Origin of the sequence: Sulfurimonas xiamenensis (genome assembly GCF_009258045.1) — a bacterium.
Classification (GTDB): Bacteria; Campylobacterota; Campylobacteria; order Campylobacterales; family Sulfurimonadaceae; genus Sulfurimonas; species Sulfurimonas xiamenensis.
This window is the reverse complement of sequence record NZ_CP041166.1, coordinates 1,284,162-1,306,881: the sequence shown is the minus strand read 5'-3', so window position 1 is coordinate 1,306,881 and position 22,720 is coordinate 1,284,162. Positions and strand designations below refer to the sequence as shown.

Genomic DNA, 22,720 nt, shown 5'->3' with positions numbered 1-22,720 from the left:
TTTTGTATGGAGCACTTAGGCTTACTTCTTATATTTTGGTATGGTGTGCTTCATGCTTTTGGACCTGATCATTTGACTGCAATTGCAGATTTCTCAATCGGCAAAAACAAAAAAAGACGATACTTATAACGCTTGGAGTAATTAAGGAACAGAGTGTTGATTTTGTAATGGTTTTTGCGTTTACGCTTAGAGTTATGAGTATATTTGTAGGTTTCGGGGCAGTTATACTCTATATTAATAAAAATCTATTAAACTCAAAACAGAATTTAAGAAGAGTTTTTGCAACTGCCGGAGTCGTCTCAGTCGTTGTCGGCTCTAACATGTTAATCGGATAGAAAATCAGATAGAAAGAGGCATAAGTGCCGAGGGTCTTCTGCCGAAGGAAACAAAGTGTTAATGTAGGTATCGGAATTACTTCCGATACCGTAATAAATCAGATGAAGGGTTTCCTTCATTTTATGAAATAAAATTAAGGATATAAATATGTGTAAAGATTGCGGCTGCAGCATTGTAGAACATAGTCACTCTCACAAAGAGAATCATTCACATGAACATCATCATGGGGATTCTCATGAACATCAGAGCGCTCATAAACATCTGCATGACAATCCACAGCTAAATGACCCTAAAACCATCTCGGTAATTACAAAAATTTTAGATAAAAATGACCAAGAAGCACAGCATAATCGTGAGCATTTTAACTTTCACGGCGTTTTATGCATAAACCTTATGAGCTCTCCCGGAAGCGGAAAAACGGCACTTTTGGAGAGTTTGTCGGATTTGGGCGAGTTTAAATTTTGTGTCGTTGAGGGTGACTTGGAGACGAGCCGCGATGCGGACAGACTCAAAGCAAAAGGGATAGAGGCTCATCAGATTCAAACGGGTTCGGCTTGTCATTTGGACGCGTTTATGGTTCATAAAGCTTTGCATCACATGGATTTGGACAATATGGATGTATGTTTTGTAGAGAATGTCGGAAACCTCGTATGCCCTGCTAGTTATGATGTAGGAAGCCACTTAAACATAGTACTTGTCAGTGTTCCCGAGGGCGAAGATAAGATAGCAAAATATCCCGTTATGTTTCGTCAAGCAGATTTGATTCTTTTTACTAAAACCGACCTGCTTCCATATTTTGAATACGACATCCAAAAAGAGAAAGAGACTGCAAGAAAGTTAAAACCTAGTGTTGACATACTTGAAGTAAGTACCAAAGATGAAGAGTCCATCAAAAAAGTGGCTGCGTGGATAAAGTTTAAAATAGGAATGAGATAATGTGCCTTTCAATACCCTCAAAAGTAGTAAAAATAGATAAAAAAAATGAAATAGCGACAGTCGATACGATGGGCGTGCAAAGGGAAGCCTCTTTATCTCTGATGAGCCAAGAGGATATACATGTAGGCGATTATGTGCTTTTGCATATCGGATTTGTGATGAACAAAATCGATGAAAAAGAGGCGTTAGAGAGTTTGGAGCTTTATAGAGAGATTATAGATGCTATGAACGAAGAGGATAGGCGGCTGGCGATTTTAGAAGTAGATGAGTGTCCAAATAGAGAAGTCTAAAATGGGTTTGGAACTTAAAAATCTTTATGATGACTTTAGAGACGCAGACACCATAAAAGCCTATGCAAAAATCATAAAAGAGGATGCGGCAAAGCTGAAAAATTCTATAAACATCATGGAAGTCTGCGGCGGACATACGCATACTATTATGAAGTACGGTCTTCCTCAGCTTCTGCCATCAAACATCAAGTTTATCCACGGTCCCGGCTGTCCGGTTTGTATCATGCCAAAAGAGCGCATTGATCATGCTTATGTTTTAAGTATGCAGCCTGATGTGATACTTGTGACTCTAGGCGATATGATAAAAGTACCCGGAAGCAACGGAAGTCTGCAAACTGCAAGAAGCAATGGTGCAGATGTTCGTTTTGTCTATTCTCCGCTAGAGTGTCTAAAGATTGCAAAAGAGAATCCTACTAAAAAAGTCATCTTTTTTGCCATAGGATTTGAAACGACTACGCCGATGACAGCTGCACTTCTTGATGCGGTTATAAAGCAGAACATCAAAAACATCTTCTTTCACATAAACCATGTAACCATTCCCGAAGTTATGCGTGAGCTGATAGATAGCAGAGATGTGCATGTAGATAGTTACAACAATAAAATAGACGCATTTCTAGGACCCTCACATGTAAGCGTGATAAGCGGAAGTAAAATCTATGAAGAGTTTCCGCGTGATTATAACCGCCCCGTGGTTGTCTCGGGTTTTGAGCCTGTTGATGTCATGCAGGCAATCAGCATGATAGTCAAGCAGTTCATAGAGGGCAGATGCGAGCTTGAAGTGGAGTACAAACGGCTTGTGACATATGATGGAAATGTCAAAGCGCAGGAGCTAATAGAGAGATATTTTGAAAAAAGAGACCTGTTCAAATGGCGAGGTTTGGGCAATATTCCTAAAAGCGGACTAAAACTAAAGCCTGAGTTCAAAGAGTATGACACAGAGATAGTCTACAAAGATGTTCTGCCACTCGGCGAGATAGAAGACCACAAACTATGCATCTGCGGAGATATACTGAGAGGCATGGCAAACCCGCCCGAATGCACTCTCTTTGGAACCGCATGCAAACCGACTTCACCCATTGGAAGCTGTATGGTAAGCTCTGAGGGCGCGTGTGCCGCGTACTATAAATATGGGAATTTAATTTAATATGAAAGAAAAAACCCTACTTCGGATAAAATATACATGTTGATTGTGAAAGGTATGTTTTAGAAAAAAGTGATATTCAAAAATTGCAATTTTATAACTTTTGAAAAGAGAGTGCGAGAGGTACAACTTGTGTGATGCTAGATGAAAATAGCGCTATGGCTGAGGAAGTAATATGTTAAATATAATATATGAATACAGTAAAGTAAAAGATAAAAAGCTAAAAGAGCATATCATAGATACGCCACTGCTTCATAAATATTTTAAACTTGATAGGAAAATTTCTCCTCGTTCCCATCTTCTCCGATGGGAGTGCATACATCGCTTCCTAATTTTGAAGTCTTTACAGCCTTTGGAGCATTGGAACGAAAAAAATACAAAACAAGCAGGTGCGAACAAAGGTGGATACTGGAAAGTGAATATAATAAATACAATGGAGAAAGCAGATGACTAAAACCATAACATTAGCACAGGGTAACGGCGGGCAAGAGAACAACGAACTTATCTCTAAAGTTTTTTACAAGGCTTTTAAAAACGACATCCTCGACAAAAGCGAAGATGCGGCTATTATCCATAACGGGGAGTTGGCATTTTCAACTGATAGTTTTACGGTTTCGCCTCTTTTTTTTGCGGGAGCGGACATAGGTAAGCTTGCTATCTGCGGTACATGTAACGACCTTGCCATGATGGGGGCGAAGCCGAAATATTTGACATGTAGCGTGATTATCGAAGAGGGTTTTGAGACTAGAGAGTTAGAGAGAATCGTGCGAAGTATGAAAAAAGAGCTTGAGGTAAACGGTGCGATTGTCGTGAGCGGAGACACCAAGGTTGTGCCTCGCGGAAGTGTCGATAAGATTTTCATAAACACTACGGGAATCGGCGAAGTTTTGAAAAAGGGTATCAGCTCCAACAACATAACAAAAGATGATCTCATCATCGTAAACCGTGATATCGGCTGTCACGGTGCGGCTATCTTTGTTGCGCGCGAAGGCATTGAGATGAGCAGTTCTTTGCAGAGTGATTGTGAGTCGCTTTTTCCTCAGGTAAAGGCTCTTTTGGACGCAGATATAAAGATAACGGCTATGAGAGACGCAACCAGAGGCGGAGTGAGTGCAGTGCTAAATGAATGGTCGAAGCAGTCAAATATCTGCATAGAGGTTGAGGAGGAAAGTATTCCCGTCAGTGATGAGGTAAAAGGCATCTGTGAAATGCTCGGTTTTGAAGCGACGGCTTTGGCAAATGAGGGTACTTTTGTGTTGGCGATAAATCATGAAGATGCACCAAGAGCAGTTGAGATTTTAAAAACTTTTGAGAGTTGCAAAAATGCAGCGATAATTGGCAAAGTAACGGATACGCATCTAAAAAAAGTCGTTTTAAAGAGCAGTTGGGGAACTTCACGGTTTTTAGATACGCCAAGCGGCGAGCTGCTTCCAAGGATTTGCTAAAGCTATGAAAATACTTCTTATCGTATCTGCCTTTAACTCTCTTACGCAAAGAGTTTTTTGTGAGCTTCAAGAGATGAATCATACGGTCTCGGTGCAGTATGCCATAAGCAATGAGGCGATGATGCAAAGTGTTGACGCGTTTGCGCCCGATATTATCTTTTGTCCTTACTTGAAAAAATACCTCCCATGTGAGATATTTCTAAAAACTCCCACTTTTATTCTCCATCCCGGCATAAGAGGAGACAGAGGACACAACGCGCTCGACCATGCCATAAGGGAAGATAAAAAAGAGTGGGGCGTTGTCATACTCAGAGCAAACGAAGAGTTTGACGGCGGAGATATATACGCCGAGGTCAGGTTTGAGATGAGAGATGCGACAAAGGCTTCCATCTACAGAAACGAAGTCGCAGATGCCGCCTCAAAAGCGTTAAAAGGGCTGCTTAAAAATTTGGACGACAAAGAGTTCAAACCCACTCCTCAACTCAAAATGCCGATGCATAATTACCTGAGCCAAAATGACAGAGCCATTAACTGGGAAAAAGACACTACTCAAGAGATCATAAAAAAGATACATGTAAGCGATAGTTTTCCCGGAGTAAAAGATGAGTTTTTTGGGATAGAGTGTTATCTCTTCGGAGCGTGGGAAGAAGATAAACTCAAAGGCAATCCAAAAGAGATAATCGCCAAAAGAGACGGTGCGATTTGTGTCGGCACGATTGACGGGGCAATCTGGATAAGTCACATGTCAGAAGTCGGCAGGTTTAAACTCCCCTCAACCTATGTTTTAAAAGAGAAAATCAAAGGCGTTAAAGAAGAGCGGCTTCCTCTTATTTTTGACATGAGCTATAAAACATTTTATGAAATCAGCTCCCATAATGACGGCGATGTGGCGTATTTGTGTTTTAACTTTCACAACGGTGCTATGCATTCTGAGCAGTGCATCAGGCTAAAGTATGCGTTTGAGTATCTCAAAGAGAGTGCAAAAGTCATTGTGCTTATAGGTGCGCAGGATTTTTTCAGCAACGGAATCCACCTAAATATACTTGAAGATTCCAAAAAGCAGGGAGAAGACGGCTGGAGCAACATAAATGCCATGAATGATTTAATAAAGTCAATCATATTCGCAGATGACATAATTACGGTTGCCTCTTTGCACAAAAATGCAGGAGCAGGCGGAGTGTTTTTGGCTTTGGCATGTGATTATGTTCTTACATGTAAAGATGTTGTTTTAAATCCGCACTACAAAACTTTGGGGCTGAGCGGAAGCGAGTATCATACATTTACGCTGCCAAAAAGAGTAGGTGCGCACAAGTCAAAAGAGCTGCTGGAGCGTTGTCTGCCGATAAATGCCGCTAAAGCGAAAGAGATAAATATGGTGGACGAGGTTTTTGAAAAAGAGAACTATTTTGAACAATTAAGAAGTTTCTCCGATAAACTGGCAAATATGCAAGACGAGTATGATGATTTTATATATGAAAAAGAGGATTATCTGCAAAGAAACAGAGAGTTTATAAATGAGTGCAAAGAGAATGAATTAAAAATAATGTATCCTGAATTTTGGGATAAAGAGAGTTCGTTTCACAGACTGAGACATGATTTTGTTTATAAAGTCTGCTCAATTGAAACACCACAAAGATTAAAAGGAGTTACAGATGCATGAATACAGCATAGTGCAATCTCTCTTGGATTCATGTGAAGAGAATGCCGTACAAAACAGAGCTACAAAAGTAACAAAAGTCGTAATAAAAATAGGCGTAATGAGCGGAGTTGAACCTGAACTTTTAAAAACTGCCTTTGACACATTTAAAGAGAAGACGCTCTGTGAAGAGGCGGAGTTTGTTATAAATATCCAGCAAATCGTTATAAAATGCAACAAATGTTTAAATGAGTCAGTTTTAAAAAGTATAGATTATTGTTGTCCTAAATGTAAAGATACGGATATTGAAATTCTTGATGGTGAAGATATGTATCTGATGCAGTTAGAGCTTGAGTAGATGTGTGAAATATGGTTGAATTATTCTCTTTATATAGTTACAGTAGAAAAATAGAGTAAATAAATAGCAAATTTATAATTTTTATACCTTTTTTTCAATAAGTTTACAATATTTTGAAGAAATGATGTTTATAAAAGTAGCTAAATTTGTAGTTTAGATATTTAAATTGAAAACTTTTTATTTAAGTTAAACAATACTTAAAGCTTGTAAGAGTATAATTTCGAACTTTTTGTAGAAACAAAACCAATGGGAATGTAAATTTAATGCGCCCATAGGGACCCAAGTATTTAAAGATTTAAGGAATTGTAGATGTACGCAATTATCAAAAACGGTGGCAAGCAGTATAAAGTTCAAGAGGGTGATATTTTATTATTTGATAAAATGTCTCTTGAACCTAAAGCTTCTATCGAGATTAAAGAAGTTCTAGCTGTTAACGCAGGTGAACTTAAAGTTGGAGCACCATTCGTAGAGGGTGCTGTTGTAACTGCTGAGGTTATCAATGAAGGTCGTGATAAAAAAGTTATGACTTTTAAGAAGCGTCGTCGTAAAGATTCTAAAGTAAAAAGAGGCTTTAGAAGAGATTATACGCGCGTTCGTATTACAAAAATAGCGGCATAAGCTAAAAAAACTCAAGGAGATTTAAGATGGCACATAAGAAAGGTCAAGGTAGTACACAGAATAATCGTGACTCGGCTGGTAGAAGACTTGGTGTAAAGAAGTATGGTGGAGAAGCTGTAATAGCAGGAAACATTATTATTCGTCAAAGAGGAACTAAAGTTCACCCTGGTAAAAATGTAGGCATGGGTAAAGACCATACTATATATGCATTGGTTGACGGTGTTGTATCATTTCATAGAAAAGATAAAAAACGCCAACAAGTTTCAATTATCCCCGCTGCATAATTCTACAATATTTGAGCCTAGGCTCAAATATTTCTACTTCAATATTAGGTCGTGCGCCTAAAAAATTTTAAATATTTAATAGTTTACTTTTTATTGTTACTAGTAAATTTTTAAGTATTAACTGACTTTACACACCTTTTATAATAGTGCGTAACATCAGGTATTTAAATATCAAGGAAAATATATATGTTTACAGATAGCGTTGAATTAACGGTCTCTTCAGGAAAGGGCGGTCAAGGGTGTGTAGCATTTCGCCGTGAAAAATTTGTTGTAAACGGTGGACCAAACGGCGGAGACGGCGGCAAAGGTGGTGACATCTGGTTTAAATGCGATAACAACACTCATACGCTTTCTCATTTTCAAAAAAAGATGCATATAAAAGCAGATAATGGTGCTCCAGGTGAAGGTTCAAGCATGACGGGAAAATCTGGTGCAAAAAAAGTTATTATAGTACCGCCGGGTACACAGATAATTGATCAGGACAGTGGTGAAATACTGTTTGATATGTTAGAAGATGGGCAAGAAGAGCTGTTTTTAAAAGGTGGAAAAGGCGGGCTTGGAAATACCCACTTTAAGTCATCTACAAATCAAAGACCTACTTATGCGCAACCCGGAGAAAAGGGTGAAACAAGAAGAATTAAACTTGATCTTAAGCTTATTGCCGATGTTGGTTTGGTCGGTTTTCCAAATGTAGGTAAATCAACCCTGATTTCAACACTCTCAAATGCTCGTCCTGAGATTGCAAACTATGAGTTTACTACTCTTACGCCAAAGCTCGGTCAGGTAAATATTGGTGATTTCGAGTCGTTTATAATGGCTGATATTCCAGGAATTATAGGCGGAGCTCATGAGGGCAAAGGTCTTGGAATAGAATTTTTGAGACACATAGAAAGAACGGAGATTCTTCTTTTTATGGTTGACTTGGCATCGTACAGAGATTTAAAAGAGCAGATAGACACCTTAAAGGCTGAAGTATCTGCGTTCTCAGATAAGCTGGCAAATAGTAAATATGCCATTGCATTAACAAGATCAGATGCAGTTTCTCCAGATGAAATAACTGATCTGGTCAGTAATTTTTTAGAAATAGTAGGAGTAAAAGCCACTAAAAACAGTGATATTGGGTTTGACGATTCAATTCCATATTTTATTCAAGATAGTGCAGATGAAACACTTGGATATGATAGATCACTTCCATATTTTGTTGCACCGATATCATCGGCGACACAAAAAAATATTGAATCGCTTAAAAAGGCTTTATTTAAATTAGTTCAATCCAAACGATCCGAGTTATAAAAAAATGAGAAGAGTAGTTGTAAAAGTAGGAAGTGCTGTTTTAACGCAAGACGATTCCATTGCGCTTGCTAGAATGAGAGAATTAGTAGATTTTTTGGCAGAATTAAGAAAAAACAATGAAGTTATACTGGTTTCATCAGGTGCAGTTGCAGCTGGATATACAGCGTTAAAATTAGATAGAGGCATATTGCAAAATAAACAAGCTCTGGCATCTATTGGACAGCCAATTTTGATGAACAAATATAGTAAAAAATTTGCAACTCACAATATTTTGACAGCACAAGTTTTAGTAACGGCTGCAAATTTGCAAAGAGATGATGAGATACAAAGAATCAAAGATACCGTCAATACGCTTCTCTCAAACAGTGTTATTCCTATTATTAATGAAAATGATGCTACTTCCACAAAAGAGTTAGTCGTTGGAGACAATGATCAGCTCTCCGCATATATTACAAAATATACCGATTCTGATTTACTTATTATTCTTTCAGATATTGATGCTTATTATGATAAAGATCCGAGAAAATTTTCAGATGCAAAAATACTTAAAATTGTAAACAGTATTGATGAGAATGAGTTAGAGAAAGAGGCTAGTCCACATGGAGCTTTTGCAACCGGCGGAATTTTAACAAAGCTTAAAGCTGCTAATTATCTTTTAAAACACGGCATAGATATGGTTTTAACAAGCGGATATGATTTGAGCGATATAAAGAGTCTTATGTTGCAAAACAGGCATTTAGGCGGAACTCTTTTTACTAAGGTCAAGTGATGAAAATAATTTTCATGGGAACACCGGAGTATGCCGCTAGGATTTTAGAAAAAATTATAACCACAAAAGATATGGAAGTGGTTGCTGTTTATACACAGCCGGATAAACCTGTAGGAAGAAAAAAAGTTCTTACGCCTTCAATTGTTAAAACTGTAGCACTTCAAAATAACATTAAAGTCTATCAGCCAAATCGATTAAGAGAAGCGGATGTTATTGAAGAGCTTAAAAAAATAGAGTGTGATTACATTGTAGTGGCAGCCTATGGGCAGATATTGCCTCGTGAAATATTAGAACATGCCCCATGCATAAATCTTCATGCCTCGATACTGCCACAATATAGAGGAGCAAGTCCAATCCAGCAAGCTCTCTTAAAGGGAGAAAGAAAAACCGGCGTAACAGCAATGCTTATGGATGAAGGTCTTGATACGGGAGATATCATAAAAATTAAAGAGATTGATATAGATAAAAATGAGATGGCAGAATCACTCTTTAATAAACTTGCTGATGTTGCATGCGAGCTTACTGTTGATGTTTTAGAGAATTTTAATAAATATACCCCGGCTAAACAGGATAATTCTAAATCTTCTCATTGTACAAAAATTACAAAACAAGATGGTGAAGTTACATTTGAAGAAGCAAAAACTCTTTTTAACAAGTATCGCGCATTTACTCCTTGGCCGGGAGTATACCTCTCAAGTAAATTGAAACTAAAAAGGATAGAGTTTTTAGAGAATGAGACTCAAAACGAGAGCGGTAAAATTTTAAAAATTGAAAAAGATTCTATTATTGTAGGATGCAAAAAAGGCAGCATAAGAGTCTATAATGTACAACCAGAATCAAAAAAAGAGATGGACATCCTCTCGTATATAAATGGAAAAAGGATAGGGGTTGCAGATACTCTATCTTGAGAGTGTAGACTCAACGCAAAAATATCTAAAAGAGCTTATTCAAAATAATAAAATTTCTCCTCCTTATGCCGTGGTTGCAAATTTTCAAACAGCAGGAATCGGAAGCAGAGGAAACTCTTGGAGCGAAGGCAGAGATAATCTTTTTTTATCTTTTGCGCTTTCTTTGCAAGATTTGCCAAAAGATCTGAAACTTGAATCTGCATCTATTTATTTTTCTTATATTTTAAAAGAGACTCTTAAAGAGTTTGGTTCAAAAGTTTGGCTTAAGTGGCCCAATGATTTTTACATAAAAAATAAAAAAGCAGGCGGTATGATTACTAATATAATCAAAGAGAGCCTTGTTTGCGGAGTTGGATTAAATATAACAGAGGCGCCTGAAAGTTTTGAAAAATTAGATATAAAAGTTAACAGAGAAAAGTTGATTGAAAGATATTTTATAAACATTAAAAAAAAGAGTTCATGGAAGCAAGTTTTTAGTAAATATAAGTTAGAATTTTATAGAAATCAAAACTTTTATACACATGATAAAAATTTAAGAATTTCTTTAGAAGATGCGTCACTACAGAGTGATGGTTCGGTTGTAATCAATGGTGAAAGGATATATAGTTTAAGATGAGTGAAGTAATTGTAATTGCAAATCAAAAAGGTGGTGTAGGCAAAACGACGACAGCCGTAAACTTAGCTGCATCACTTGCAGTTGCAGAAAAAAAAGTGCTCTTAATAGACTCTGATCCGCAAGCCAATGCTACTACATCTTTGGGATTTCACAGAAATGATTATGAATTTAATATTTATCATGTACTAATCGGAACAAAAAAATTAAAAGATATTATTTTAAAATCTGAACTGCCTACACTTCATTTGGCACCTTCAAATATAGGGTTGGTTGGAATTGAAAAGGAGTATTATGATGCGCAAAACTCTAAAGGGCGTGAACTAGTTTTGAAAAAAGCTATAGCAAATGTCTTAAAAGATTATGACTATATCATTATAGACTCTCCTCCGGCACTTGGACCGATGACCATAAATGCACTCTCTGCTTCCAATTCTGTAATCATTCCTATACAGTGTGAGTTTTTTGCACTTGAAGGTTTGGCGCAGCTTTTAAATACTGTAAAACTAGTAAGAAAATCAATTAATCAAAAGTTAAATATTAAAGGATTTTTACCAACTATGTTTAGTGTTCAAAATAATCTATCCAAACAAGTTTTTGCTGATTTAAAACAACATTTTGACAGCAAACTTTTTAAAGATGAAAATGGAGAAATTATAGTAGTGCCAAGAAATGTAAAATTAGCAGAGTCTCCATCATTTGGGAAACCTGTGATTTTATATGATGTAAAATCAAGCGGTTCTATATCATATCAAAATTTAGCACAAGCGATTATGGAAATATGAAGTCACAAAAATTAGGTAGAGGTTTAGGTGCACTGTTAGGTGAAATAGATGAGGCGTATGAGAATGAAGTTTCTCAAAAAGATTCTATTGTAGAGATTCCACTAAAAGATATTAGACCCAATCCATTTCAGCCAAGAAAACATTTTGAAGAGAGTTCATTGTATGAACTTAGCGAATCTATAAAAAGCAACGGGCTGCTTCAACCTGTAGTAGTAACGGAAGATGTTGACGGGTATATGCTTATTGCAGGAGAGAGAAGACTTCGTGCATCAAAGCTTGCAAAATTAAAGTCAATTCGTGCCATTATTTTAAATAGTGATGAGCATAAAATGAGGCAGTTTGCACTTATTGAAAATATTCAAAGAGATGAGTTAAATTCAATAGAATTGGCACATGCTTATGCTGAGCTTATTAAGCTGCACAGTATAACACAAGATGAGCTTTCTGCTAGAATTCATAAAAGCAGAACACATATCACAAATACTATCAGATTGTTGCAACTTTCGTCAAAAACGCAAAAAGCTTTAGTAGAAAAAAAAATTAGTACAGGACATGCTAAAGTTTTAATTGGTCTTGATGAAAAACAGCAGCAGCTAATCGTTAACTCAATTGTTGGACAAAAGTTAAGTGTAAGGGATGTTGAGTCAATTATAAAAAACATTAAAAACAACAACAAAGAGTTGAATGATAAAATAGAAACAGTTTCATATAATTTTAAAAATATTAAAGATAAATTATCAGAACTTGGATTTAAGAGTAAAAGTTCTAATAAAAAATTAATAATAGAGTTTGAAAGCGAAGATCAAATAAAAGATTTGTTGAGTTATTTTTCAAATTAAAATAGTATAAATTAAAATAAATTTATAATTTTTCATAAAAATATAAAAAAAATTTAAATATTTTGTCAGTTTAACAATTCTTTTAATTTTAAGATAGTATAATCACGCAACTTTTAGGAGGTGCTATGTTAGATATAAATCCGATACTACTTGTAGCTACATTAATCGTGTTTCTTACACTTATTGCCGTTCTAAACAGTTGGCTTTACAATCCATTATTCGCTTATATGAAAAAAAGAGATGAGGACATCAAGAAAGACTTGGAAAAAGTAGGTTCTAATGATGATGAAATCAACGAGCTTGAATCAAAAGCGCAATCAATAATTGCAAACGCTAAATTGGAAGCTGCGGCCTTAAGAGAGAAAGTTATTGCGGATGCTAAAGAGTTAGCAGATAGTAAGTTAGAAGCAAAGCGTGCTGAATTAGCTAGTCAGTATTTAGAATTTGAGCAAGAACTTGCTCGAAATCGTGAACAATTGGAAAGTGATCTTAAATTACAAATCCCAATGTTTAAAGAAGCTGTCAAAGCTAAATTTAGTCAAATATAAGGATGTAATGTGAGTAGAATTTTAGTATTTATGCTAATGATATCAACCTTTGCATTAGCATCTAGTGGTGCAGAACATGCAGAAACAGATATTGTTCAAAGAACAGTTAACTTTTTACTATTTGCAGGGCTTATTTGGTATCTTGTTGCCGAACCTGTAAAAAACTATTTTTCTTCAAGAAGTCAGTCTATTGCTGATGAAATGAAAAAAGTACAAGAAAAGTTAAAAGAGACTGATTTATTAAAAAAAGAGGCGCTTGCTAAAATATCAGCAGCTGAAAAATTTGCACAAGATTTGATAGTTAGTTCTAAAAAAGAGAATAAAATTATTAATGATAGTATTATTACTCAATGTGATGCAGATATTGAAACAATTGTTAAACAACAATCTATACTAATTGAATTTGAGCAAAGAAAAATGGTTAGAAATGTTGTTGAGAATACACTTAAAGAAGTATTAAGTCAAAGTGATGATAGTTTTGATAAAGAAGCTATGGCTAATGTTATCTTAAAGAAGGTGGCATAAATGGAAGAGTTAATTGCAAAAAGATATATAAAAGCTATTAAGCAAGGTCTTGATATTGAATCGATACAAAAAATAGCTTCTATATTTTCTGTTTTAGCTGAATCTTTTAATAATGAAAAGTTTAATCAAGTTATGAACAATCCTGATATCAGTAAAAAACAAAAAGCTGATATTTTGTTATTGGCCGTAAAATCAGCTGATTCTAATATTGTTGAAAACTTAATTAAACTACTTGTTGAACACAATCGTATTAACATTATTCCTGCAATAGCAGAAGTGATGAGAAAAGATATAGCAATAACAACTAAAAACTATAATGGAATTATATATAGTGATAGTGATATGGATTCAAAAGTTATAGAAGATTTAGGTAACGGTTTAGGCAGTAAATTTGATTCTAATATATCGTTGAAATTGGTAAAAGAAAATTTTAATGGTATAAAAGTAGATGTTGAAGATCTTGGTATAGAGATAAGTTTTTCTAAATCAAGAATTAATAGTCAAATTATAGAACATATTGCAAAAGCAATTTAACTTCATGAGAGGAGATGTGTAGTGGTAGCAAAAATTCAAGCTGATGAAATCAGCTCAATAATAAAAGAGCGTATTGACAACTTTGAACTAAGTGTTGATATTAATGAGACGGGTAAAATCGTTTCTTATGCTGATGGTGTTGCGCAGGTTTATGGCCTTAGCAATGTTATGGCTGGAGAGATGGTAGAGTTCGAAGAGGGAACAAGAGGTTTGGTTATGAACCTTGAGGAAAGCACTGTGGGTATCGTTATTCTTGGTGCAGGAGCAACATTGAAAGAGGGCATGACTGTTAAAAGACTGGGCAAACTTCTTCGTGTTCCTGTTGGTGATGCACTTCTTGGGCGTGTTGTAAATGCTCTTGGTGAACCAATCGACGGTAAAGGCCCTATTGAGACAACAGAAACTCGTTTTGTTGAAGAAAAAGCTCCTGGTATTATGGATAGAAAATCTGTTCATGAGCCATTAGCAACTGGTATTAAAGCAATTGATGCACTTGTTCCAATCGGTAGAGGTCAAAGAGAGCTTATTATCGGTGATAGACAAACTGGAAAAACAACAGTTGCGCTTGATGCTATTATCAACCAAAAGGGTAACGGTGTTGTATGTATCTATGTTGCAGTCGGTCAAAAAGAGTCGACTGTTGCACAAATTATTCGTCGTTTGGAAGAGCATGGCGCAATGGAATATACTATTGTTGTTTCTGCTACGGCGTCTGAAGCAGCAGCACTTCAATTTTTAGCTCCATATACCGGTGTTACTATGGGCGAGTATTTCCGTGATAACGCTAGACATGGTCTTATTGTATATGATGACTTAAGTAAACATGCAGTTGCTTATCGTGAAATGTCACTTATTCTTCGTCGTCCTCCGGGCCGTGAAGCATATCCGGGTGATGTTTTTTACATTCACTCTCGTCTTCTTGAGAGAGCTGCAAAAGTTTCTGATGAAAGAGGTGCAGGTTCGTTAACTGCTCTTCCAATTATTGAAACGCAAGCAGGCGATGTTTCAGCATATATTCCGACAAATGTTATCTCTATTACTGATGGTCAAATTTTCCTTGAAACTGAGCTTTTTAACTCAGGTATTCGTCCGGCAATTAATGTTGGTCTTTCAGTTTCTCGTGTTGGTGGTGCCGCTCAGATTAAAGCAACTAAACAAGTTGCAGGTACATTAAGACTTGATCTTGCTCAGTATCGTGAACTTCAAGCTTTTGCACAGTTTGCATCTGATCTTGATGAGACATCTCGTAATCAATTAGAGCGTGGACAAAGAATGGTGGAAGTTTTAAAGCAGCCTCCATTTTCTCCGCTTTCTGTTGAAAAGCAAGTTATGATAATATTTGCAGGGAATGAAGGCTTTTTAGATGATATGGATTCATCTAATGTTGTTCGTTTTGAAGCAGAGATGTATCCATTCATTGAAGCATCTTATCCTCAAATATTTGAGAATATTAGAAGCAGTTCTAAAGTAGATGATGATACTAAAGCACTAATGTTGAAAGCACTTGAAGAGTTCAAAGCTAGCTTCGTAGTAGCGTAAGGAAAAACTTATGGCAAACTTGAAAGATATTCAAAGACAGATTAAGAGTGTTTCTAACACTCAAAAGACGACTCGCGCTATGAAGCTTGTATCGACTGCAAAACTTCGTCGTGCAGAAGAACTTGCAAAGCGTTCTCGTCTTTATGCTGCAAAAATGAATCAGGTAATTGCCGAAATTGCTGGGCGTATAAAATGTAACAAAGTTGGTGGACTTGACAATCGATGTTTTGTAGAGATTGAAAATCCAAAAACTGTTGACATTGTTTTTGTAACTGCTGATAAAGGTTTATGTGGTGGTTTTAATATTCAAACTATTAAAGCTGTTAAAAAATTATTAACAGAGTATAAAGCAAAAAATGTAAAAGTGCGTTTACGCGGAATCGGTAAAAAAGGCATTGAGTTCTTTAAATATAACGAAGTTGAACTTTTTGATGCAGTTGCAAATCTTAGCTCAAATCCTGACAAAGATCGTTCGGATGAGTTTATCATCTCTTCCATTGAAGATTTTAAAGATGGAAAGATTGATGCTTTACATATTGTGTATAACGGCTATAAAAACATGATAACTCAAGAGTTGCATGTAAATAAGTTATTACCAGTTGATTCAACTCAATTTGAGTGTGGTGAAGCAGAAAAATCTATGCTTGAGATAGAATCTCAAGATGAAGAGAAGATGTTAGATTCTTTGGTAAATAGATATGTGCAGTATGCAATGTACTATTCATTGATTGATTCTGTGGCTGCAGAACATAGTGCTAGAATGCAGGCTATGGACACGGCGACAAACAATGCAAAAGATATGGTTAGGTCATTAAATGTTCAATTTAATAAAGCTAGACAAGCAGCTATTACTACAGAGCTTATAGAAATTATAAGCGGTGTGGAGTCTATGAAATAATGGAGAAAAATATGATTGGTAAAATAAGCCAGGTTATGGGTCCGATTGTTGATGTTGATTTTGATGGATATCTTCCGATAATTAATGAAGCAATCGAAGTTAATATTAATTTAGAGGGCAATGTAACTCGTTTAGTACTTGAAGTTGCAGCGCACCTAGGTGATGGTCGTGTTAGAACGATTGCAATGGATATGAGTGAAGGTTTAGTTCGTGGTATGGACGCAAAAGCTACAGGTGCTCCTATTAAAGTTCCTGTTGGTGAAAAAGTTCTTGGGCGTATTTTCAATGTAATTGGTGAAACTATTGATGATGGTGAACAAGTTACAGATTCTCCTATGTGGTCAATCCACCGTGAGCCTCCAAAATTAGTTGAACAATCAACTACTACAGAGATGTTTGAGACTGGTATTAAAGTTGTTGATCTTTTAGCACCGTACTCAAAAGGTGGTAAAGTTGGACTGTTCGGTGGTGCAGGTGTTGGTAAAACAGTTATTATTATGGAGCTTATTCATAATGTTGCAATGGGTCACGAAGGTCTATCTGTATTTGCAGGTGTTGGTGAGAGAACTCGTGAAGGAAATGACCTTTACCATGAGATGAAAGACTCAAATGTACTTGATAAAGTTGCACTCTGCTATGGTCAAATGAGTGAGCCTCCGGGAGCAAGAAATCGTATTGCATTAACAGGTCTTACAATGGCTGAGTACTTTAGAGATGAAAAAGGTCTTGATGTATTGATGTTTGTTGATAATATCTTCCGTTTTGCACAATCAGGTTCAGAGATGTCTGCACTTCTTGGTCGTATCCCTTCAGCGGTTGGTTATCAGCCAACTTTAGCTCGTGAGATGGGTGCTTTACAAGATCGTATTACATCAACAAAGAATGGCTCAATTACTTCTGTTCAAGCAGTTTATGTTCCTGCGGATGACTTAACTGACCCGGCTCCGGCTTCTGTTTTTGCTCACTTGGATGCAACAACAGTTCTTAACCGTAAAATTGCTGAAAAGGGTATCTATCCTGCAGTTGATCCATTGGATTCATCTTCAAGATTACTTGATCCGCAGATTTTAGGCGAAGAACACTACAGTGTAGCTCGCGGTGTGCAGCAAACACTTCAAAAATATAAAGATTTGCAAGATATTATCGCGATTCTTGGTATGGATGAGCTTAGTGAAGAGGATAAAAATGTTGTTGAACGCGCTCGTAAAATTGAGAAGTTCTTATCACAACCATTTTTCGTTGCTGAAGTATTTACAGGTTCGCCAGGTAAGTATGTTTCTTTAGCTGATACTATTAAAGGATTTAAAATGATTCTTAATGGTGAATGTGACCATATGCCAGAAGGTTCTTTCTACATGGTTGGTGGTATAGATGAGGCGATTGAAAAAGCTGAAAAAATGAAGTAATTCATAAAGGACTGACATGGATAAGTTAAAACTTGAAATCCTGACTCCTAACGGTGTAATCTATAATGGTGAAGCCCTTAGTGTAACTCTTCCGGGTGAAGAGGGCGAGTTTGGAGTTCTAGCACAACACTCTTGTTTAACTACACTGCTTGAAGCAGGTGTAATTGATATAGAGAAAGAGGATAAATCAGTCGAATCAATTCTAATCAACTGGGGCGTAGTTCAGGTTGATGAAGAAAAAGTTATTGTATTAGTTGAGGGTGCTGTAGCGATTCGTGGTGAGACTGAAAGTGCAGTTGCAAAAGCTCTTGGTGATGCTAAGGAACTTATTGAATCTATTAAAGACAATAATCCTGCCATTGCCTCTGTTACTGCCAGAATAGAATCAGCAGCTCAGAGTTTATTATAAATAATGATTAACGAATTAATAGATTTTTATCTTAAAAGTCACCCGGTAACTTTGGGTGTTTTAGCTCTTTTAGCACTATATTTCATAGTGCTAAATTGGGTTTTTTTCTATCGATACTTCTCTCTTAATAGTTGGTTTGAAATAGAAAATAGATCTCTTGAGGGTCTTCTTATGGGAGCCAACAGTGTTGATTCTCAATCTTTTTTAAGTAATTTTTTAAAAACTAATTCAAATATCACAAAAAATATTTTAGATTTAGCTAAACTAGCAGCGACAAAAGATGCTACAAAAGGTTTATCTATACTTTCCGTATTTGCTTCTACTACTCCTTTTATAGGTCTTTTTGGAACTGTTGTTTCAATTTTAGATACATTTACACACATTGGACAAAGCAGCGGTGGCATGTCCGTGATAGCCGGGGGAGTTTCTGATGCGCTTGTCGCAACTGCAGCAGGTATATTTGTTGCTATTTTTGCATATACTTATCATCAAATACTTAAGAGAAAATCATTTGAACTTATTAGCTTTATCGAGATGCAAAGTGATGCAATCATAGCTAAAAAAGTGTGAAAAAATGGCTTATAATTGGGAAGAAAAACCTGAACTGAACATTACTCCTCTTGTAGATGTAATGTTGGTTCTTTTAGCAATTATGATGGTAATTGCACCAAATATGATATATGAGGAGAAGATAAATCTTCCTCAAAGCTCAAAAACTAAATCACTATCTAAAATTCCACCTGTTCATATTACAATAGATAAAGATTTAAATCTGAAAGTCAATAAAGACAACTACCAGCTTAATGCATTTTTAGATAATTTTTTTCTCTATTCAAAAAAACTTGATTTAAAAGCAACTGTACTTATCAGTGCAGATAAAAGTTTGGATTACGGTGTCGTTATGTCTGTTCTGGCTGCTGTTAAACAGGCAGGTTTTACCGAGGTATCATTAGCTACTAATGGATAAAAACAATTTTTATTTTTATATTAGTGGTTTTATATCACTGCTCTTATTTATATTTTTTTCAACTCTTTTTGTCATATCTATTATCCTGTCAAAAAAAAATGATAGCTTTGCTATAAAAAAAGATAATTATATTTCAGTATCAATAGATATGCCAAAGATTGAAACTTCTAGTATTAAAAAAAATGTAGAGTCTCCTAAAGAAATTGATAAAAAAATAGTTGTAAAAGATGAAGCTCCAAAAGAGAGTACAAAAGTAGAAGAAAAAAAAGTAAGAAATGTTGAAGATCTTTTTAGTCAAGTGTGGACTAAGGATATCAAGAAAACTCAAGAAATTAAAAAACCTACAAATGACAAAAGAGTTTTAGATGAGATTCAAAAAAAGATTAAAAAATCTGATTCCAATAGAGCTGAATCAATATCCCAAAAGATTATGAGCATGGATACTACAAAGAGAGAAAATGAAAATTCAAAAGCTTCTACTGCTACAGAAGTTAATGAATATTTAGCTAAAATTCAAGCTTTAGTATATCAATATTTTAAACCGCCTGAAAATTCACAGGGCAATAGTGTAACTGCTGTTATTGAACTTAGTTCTATGGGTAAAGTTATAGATTTTAGAATCTTAACATATTCTGATAATGAAGCACTCAATAGAGAGTGTGATAATATAAAAGAAAGACTTCTTAATGTGCTTTTTCCAGAAAATCCCAGCGGTCGTTCTAGCTTACACAAAGTAAAATTAATTTCTAAGGAGTAGTTTTGAAAATTTTTATTTCATTTTTGATGGCAATTGCTATATCATATGCAAGTGATGCAACAATTGAGGTTATTAAAAAAGCTGATTCTTTGCCTACTTTGGCTATTGAAGACTCTTCTGTTAGTTATGATGAAACTTTTAAAAATAAATTTTTCAAATCACTTTTAGCTGATTTAAATGTTCTTTCTATATTTAATGTAGACAGATATCACCGCAGAGTTAATTATGATGCAAGCAGCGTATTGGTAGAAAATAAAGACATGAATTATGTTTTAAGATATAAGCTAAGTGAAGATGATAATCTTGCATTAAGCGTAGAGCTTAAAATGATAAGCGGGGATAATGTTGTTTTTAATAAAAAATATAAAGTAAATAATTCTAATATATATATGTTTGTTTCTCACACAATTGCGTATGATATAAATGAGTTTATGGGTGAAGCGCCGGTAGAGTGGATGAAAAGAAAAGTTATTTTTTCAAGAATTGTTGGACCTAAAAAAAGTGAATTAGTCATTGCTGATTATACACTTGCATATCAGCATGTAGTAGTAAAAGGCGGGTTTAATATATTTCCAAAATGGGCAAATAAAGAGCAGAATGCATTTTATTACAGTTCTATGGATGAAAATAAACCTACTTTAAAATATGTTGATATAACAAGCGCGAAAAGCAGAGTTATAAAATCATCTGATGGCATGATGATCTGTTCGGATGTTAATGATGACGGCAGCAAGCTTCTTTTAACAATGGCTCCACAAGGTCAGCCTGATATCTATTTGTATGATGTTAAAACAGAAAATATAAAAAGAGTTACAACTTATGGTGGAATCGATGTCGGCGGTCAGTTTATGGACAACAATAGCATAGTGTTTGTATCAGATCGCTTAGGATATCCAAATATTTTTTCTAAAAATATTAATACAAGCAGTGTTGAGCAAATGGTCTATTATGGAAAAAGTAATGCAGCATGCAGTGTTTCAGGAAAATATATAGTGTATAAAGCAAGGGAGAGTTCAGAATCATTTGCAGACAATACATTTAATCTGCATCTAATATCTATGGAAACTGATTTTATTCGAAGATTGACGGCAGTTGGTGTAAATGAATTTCCAAGATTTTCAGTAGACAGTGATGCAATAATTTTTATAAAAAATTATAAGGCTCAAAGTTCTATAGGTATCATAAGATTAAATCATAATAAAAACTATCTTTTTCCTTTAAAATATGGAAAAGTACAGTCAATGGATTGGTAATAGTAAAATTATAAAAATATATTAATTTTATTTTGCTACAATTATGACAATTAAAATTGAAGGTTGAAAAACATGAAAAGTATAATAGTATCAAGTGCAATAGCAGCACTTTTAGTATTAAGTGGATGTGGCGACAAAGATCCTAAAGTTGATGAGTCGGCAGTTGATAGTGTTTCTCAGGAACAAATGCAAGGGGATTCTGCTCAAGAGGTTTCTGCTGTTGAAACAGAAACAGTATCATCAAGTGAGGCTTCAGTTTTAGATGAGAGCAGTAAAAATGCGTTAAGTGCTCAAGCTATGATGAATCTAGAAAATGAGCTGTTGAGTATATATTTTGACTTTGATAAATTTAACATTCGTGAAGATATGCAAGATAGAGTTTCTTCTGATGTAGCTATCGCAAATGGAGAAGCTGAAAAATTTTTGGTAAAACTTGAAGGTAACTGTGATGAGTGGGGAAGTGACGAGTATAATTTTGCACTAGGTTTAAAAAGAGCAAATTCAGTTAAAAAAGCTTTAGTTGCTGAAGGTGTTGATGCTAATCGCGTTACAATGGTGAGTTTTGGTGAAAGCAATCCTGTTTGTAATGACAAAACAAAAGAGTGTTGGGCTAAAAATCGTAGAGTTGACTTTAAACTTTTACCATAATTAATGAACAGAACTAAATTAATTGCTTTACTGGCAATAATCTCTCCTTACTATTTAACCGGTGCTGAACCTTCTGCGTTTGGCGCCGGCGACTTAAATAATCCAAACCCTTATGGTTTGACTTCAACAGAATCAGTTTTATTAGAAACAAAAAAAGATCTTAATAAAGTTGTTATAAAAAGTAATAATCAAGCAAACGAAGTTGATTCTCTAAGAGAGAGAATAGATGGCTTGCAGACTATTATTGAAAGTATAAATTCATCAACACATGAAAACAGACTTCAAATAAAATCATTATTTGATGAAAATGAGATTCAGAAAAAAAATAGTAATGAGTATGATCAAAGAGTAACAAAATTTTTTCAAGAAAATAGCGATAATATAATAATAAATAAACAAGAGATAGAAAAAATAAAATTACAAATTGCAGAAATTTCTAAAATTGTTGATTCTATAAATGAGTCCTATATTACAAAATCTGAATTTAATGCGCTAGTAAATGATGTCAATAAATTTAAAGATCTTGTTGCAAAAGAGTTAAAAAAGCAAATAGAGCCAAAAAAATCTTTATATGATGGTATGTCAAATGGAGAAATTGAAACAAAAGCAAAAGACCTTTATGACAAAAAACATTATACTGAATCTATAAAATATTATAAATATCTTATAGATAACAATTATAAACCTGCTCGCTCTCACTATATGATAGGAGAGATCTATTATTATAAAAAAAATTATGCTGAAGCAATAGCATATTTTAAAAAAAGTGCCTCTCTTTATGATAAAGCTGATTATATGCCTCTTTTAATGCTCCATACAGCAATTTCTATGGATGAAACAGGTGATAAAAATAATGCAAAAAATTTTTATAATGCTGTAATTCAACAATATCCCGAAACAACATATGCAAAAAAAGCAGAAGATAAATTAAATTTAATTAAATGATAGATATCAATAAATTTGTAATTGATATTATATTATGATA

At 35.0% G+C, this 22,720-nt stretch carries 30 protein-coding genes; all 30 read left to right on the top strand.

Going from position 1 to position 22,720, the window contains the following annotated elements; genetic code table 11:
• Nucleotides 1-6 precede the first annotated feature (6 nt).
• Nucleotides 7-129: a hypothetical protein gene (locus FJR47_RS09790; RefSeq protein ID WP_277871741.1), complete on the top strand. Its 123-nt coding sequence runs from the start codon at nt 7-9 to the stop codon at nt 127-129.
• A gap of 38 nt (nt 130-167) precedes the next feature.
• Entirely contained in the window at nt 168-335 is a 168-nt protein-coding gene (locus FJR47_RS09760) for a hypothetical protein (protein WP_241855384.1), read from the top strand.
• Nucleotides 336-483: 148 nt separating this feature from the next.
• Nucleotides 484-1,272, top strand: coding sequence for a hydrogenase nickel incorporation protein HypB (gene hypB, locus FJR47_RS06620; protein ID WP_152299663.1), 789 nt, complete (start codon nt 484-486; stop codon nt 1,270-1,272).
• Nucleotides 1,272-1,562 carry a HypC/HybG/HupF family hydrogenase formation chaperone gene (locus tag FJR47_RS06615; RefSeq protein ID WP_152299662.1) on the top strand — a complete coding sequence of 97 codons (291 nt, stop codon included), beginning with the start codon at nt 1,272-1,274 and terminating at the stop codon, nt 1,560-1,562. The genes hypB and FJR47_RS06615 overlap by 1 nt, the downstream gene beginning before the upstream one ends.
• A 1-nt stretch (nt 1,563) precedes the next feature.
• Nucleotides 1,564-2,706 (top strand): hydrogenase formation protein HypD, encoded by a 1,143-nt coding sequence (gene hypD / locus FJR47_RS06610; protein WP_152299661.1) that lies wholly within the window; start codon nt 1,564-1,566, stop codon nt 2,704-2,706.
• A gap of 172 nt (nt 2,707-2,878) precedes the next feature.
• A complete protein-coding gene (locus FJR47_RS06605) occupies nt 2,879-3,157 on the top strand; it encodes a hypothetical protein (protein WP_152299660.1) in 279 nt (92 codons plus the stop codon).
• Nucleotides 3,150-4,148 (top strand): hydrogenase expression/formation protein HypE, encoded by a 999-nt coding sequence (gene hypE / locus FJR47_RS06600; RefSeq protein WP_152299659.1) that lies wholly within the window; start codon nt 3,150-3,152, stop codon nt 4,146-4,148. Before FJR47_RS06605 ends, hypE begins: the two co-directional genes overlap by 8 nt.
• Nucleotides 4,149-4,152: 4 nt before the next feature.
• Nucleotides 4,153-5,808, top strand: coding sequence for a hydrogenase maturation protein (locus tag FJR47_RS06595; protein WP_152299658.1), 1,656 nt, complete (start codon nt 4,153-4,155; stop codon nt 5,806-5,808).
• Nucleotides 5,801-6,142, top strand: a complete 342-nt coding sequence (gene hypA, locus FJR47_RS06590; RefSeq protein ID WP_152299657.1) for a hydrogenase maturation nickel metallochaperone HypA — start codon at nt 5,801-5,803, stop codon at nt 6,140-6,142. Before FJR47_RS06595 ends, hypA begins: the two co-directional genes overlap by 8 nt.
• A gap of 309 nt (nt 6,143-6,451) precedes the next feature.
• Nucleotides 6,452-6,760 carry a 50S ribosomal protein L21 gene (rplU, locus tag FJR47_RS06585; protein ID WP_152299656.1) on the top strand — a complete coding sequence of 103 codons (309 nt, stop codon included), beginning with the start codon at nt 6,452-6,454 and terminating at the stop codon, nt 6,758-6,760.
• 26 nt (nt 6,761-6,786) lie between these two features.
• The gene (gene rpmA, locus FJR47_RS06580) at nt 6,787-7,044 is read left to right on the top strand and encodes a 50S ribosomal protein L27 (protein ID WP_152299655.1); all 258 of its coding nucleotides are present in this window, start codon (nt 6,787-6,789) and stop codon (nt 7,042-7,044) included.
• A 186-nt stretch (nt 7,045-7,230) separates the two neighbouring features.
• Nucleotides 7,231-8,337 carry a GTPase ObgE gene (gene obgE / locus FJR47_RS06575; protein ID WP_152299654.1) on the top strand — a complete coding sequence of 369 codons (1,107 nt, stop codon included), beginning with the start codon at nt 7,231-7,233 and terminating at the stop codon, nt 8,335-8,337.
• Between the two features lie 4 nt (nt 8,338-8,341).
• Nucleotides 8,342-9,106, top strand: coding sequence for a glutamate 5-kinase (gene proB, locus FJR47_RS06570; RefSeq protein ID WP_152299653.1), 765 nt, complete (start codon nt 8,342-8,344; stop codon nt 9,104-9,106).
• Nucleotides 9,106-10,014 carry a methionyl-tRNA formyltransferase gene (gene fmt, locus FJR47_RS06565; RefSeq protein ID WP_152299652.1) on the top strand — a complete coding sequence of 303 codons (909 nt, stop codon included), beginning with the start codon at nt 9,106-9,108 and terminating at the stop codon, nt 10,012-10,014. Before proB ends, fmt begins: the two co-directional genes overlap by 1 nt.
• Nucleotides 9,995-10,630, top strand: a complete 636-nt coding sequence (locus FJR47_RS06560) for a biotin--[acetyl-CoA-carboxylase] ligase (RefSeq protein ID WP_152299651.1) — start codon at nt 9,995-9,997, stop codon at nt 10,628-10,630. The genes fmt and FJR47_RS06560 overlap by 20 nt, the downstream gene beginning before the upstream one ends.
• Nucleotides 10,627-11,412 carry a ParA family protein gene (locus FJR47_RS06555; RefSeq protein WP_152299650.1) on the top strand — a complete coding sequence of 262 codons (786 nt, stop codon included), beginning with the start codon at nt 10,627-10,629 and terminating at the stop codon, nt 11,410-11,412. Before FJR47_RS06560 ends, FJR47_RS06555 begins: the two co-directional genes overlap by 4 nt.
• Nucleotides 11,409-12,251, top strand: coding sequence for a ParB/RepB/Spo0J family partition protein (locus tag FJR47_RS06550; RefSeq protein WP_152299649.1), 843 nt, complete (start codon nt 11,409-11,411; stop codon nt 12,249-12,251). Before FJR47_RS06555 ends, FJR47_RS06550 begins: the two co-directional genes overlap by 4 nt.
• A 125-nt stretch (nt 12,252-12,376) precedes the next feature.
• Nucleotides 12,377-12,799, top strand: a complete 423-nt coding sequence (locus FJR47_RS06545; protein ID WP_152299648.1) for a FoF1 ATP synthase subunit B' — start codon at nt 12,377-12,379, stop codon at nt 12,797-12,799.
• Nucleotides 12,800-12,808: 9 nt separating this feature from the next.
• Nucleotides 12,809-13,324 carry a F0F1 ATP synthase subunit B gene (locus FJR47_RS06540; RefSeq protein ID WP_152299647.1) on the top strand — a complete coding sequence of 172 codons (516 nt, stop codon included), beginning with the start codon at nt 12,809-12,811 and terminating at the stop codon, nt 13,322-13,324.
• On the top strand, nt 13,325-13,858 hold the full coding sequence (locus tag FJR47_RS06535; RefSeq protein ID WP_152299646.1) for a F0F1 ATP synthase subunit delta: 534 nt from the start codon (nt 13,325-13,327) through the stop codon (nt 13,856-13,858).
• A 21-nt stretch (nt 13,859-13,879) separates the two neighbouring features.
• On the top strand, nt 13,880-15,397 hold the full coding sequence (atpA, locus tag FJR47_RS06530) for a F0F1 ATP synthase subunit alpha (RefSeq protein WP_152299645.1): 1,518 nt from the start codon (nt 13,880-13,882) through the stop codon (nt 15,395-15,397).
• 10 nt (nt 15,398-15,407) lie between these two features.
• The gene (atpG, locus tag FJR47_RS06525) at nt 15,408-16,295 is read left to right on the top strand and encodes an ATP synthase F1 subunit gamma (protein WP_152299644.1); all 888 of its coding nucleotides are present in this window, start codon (nt 15,408-15,410) and stop codon (nt 16,293-16,295) included.
• Between the two features lie 11 nt (nt 16,296-16,306).
• Nucleotides 16,307-17,701 (top strand): F0F1 ATP synthase subunit beta, encoded by a 1,395-nt coding sequence (atpD, locus tag FJR47_RS06520; protein ID WP_152299643.1) that lies wholly within the window; start codon nt 16,307-16,309, stop codon nt 17,699-17,701.
• A gap of 16 nt (nt 17,702-17,717) precedes the next feature.
• Entirely contained in the window at nt 17,718-18,110 is a 393-nt protein-coding gene (gene atpC, locus FJR47_RS06515; protein WP_152299642.1) for an ATP synthase F1 subunit epsilon, read from the top strand.
• Nucleotides 18,111-18,113: 3 nt separating this feature from the next.
• Nucleotides 18,114-18,680 (top strand): MotA/TolQ/ExbB proton channel family protein, encoded by a 567-nt coding sequence (locus FJR47_RS06510; protein WP_152299641.1) that lies wholly within the window; start codon nt 18,114-18,116, stop codon nt 18,678-18,680.
• 4 nt (nt 18,681-18,684) lie between these two features.
• A complete protein-coding gene (locus FJR47_RS06505; protein WP_152299640.1) occupies nt 18,685-19,077 on the top strand; it encodes an ExbD/TolR family protein in 393 nt (130 codons plus the stop codon).
• Nucleotides 19,070-19,834, top strand: coding sequence for a TonB C-terminal domain-containing protein (locus FJR47_RS06500; protein WP_152299639.1), 765 nt, complete (start codon nt 19,070-19,072; stop codon nt 19,832-19,834). Before FJR47_RS06505 ends, FJR47_RS06500 begins: the two co-directional genes overlap by 8 nt.
• A 2-nt stretch (nt 19,835-19,836) precedes the next feature.
• Nucleotides 19,837-21,087, top strand: a complete 1,251-nt coding sequence (gene tolB, locus FJR47_RS06495; protein ID WP_241855383.1) for a Tol-Pal system protein TolB — start codon at nt 19,837-19,839, stop codon at nt 21,085-21,087.
• 72 nt (nt 21,088-21,159) lie between these two features.
• Nucleotides 21,160-21,735: an OmpA family protein gene (locus FJR47_RS06490; protein WP_152299638.1), complete on the top strand. Its 576-nt coding sequence runs from the start codon at nt 21,160-21,162 to the stop codon at nt 21,733-21,735.
• A gap of 3 nt (nt 21,736-21,738) precedes the next feature.
• A complete protein-coding gene (locus tag FJR47_RS06485) occupies nt 21,739-22,680 on the top strand; it encodes a tetratricopeptide repeat protein (protein WP_152299637.1) in 942 nt (313 codons plus the stop codon).
• Nucleotides 22,681-22,720 lie beyond the last annotated feature (40 nt).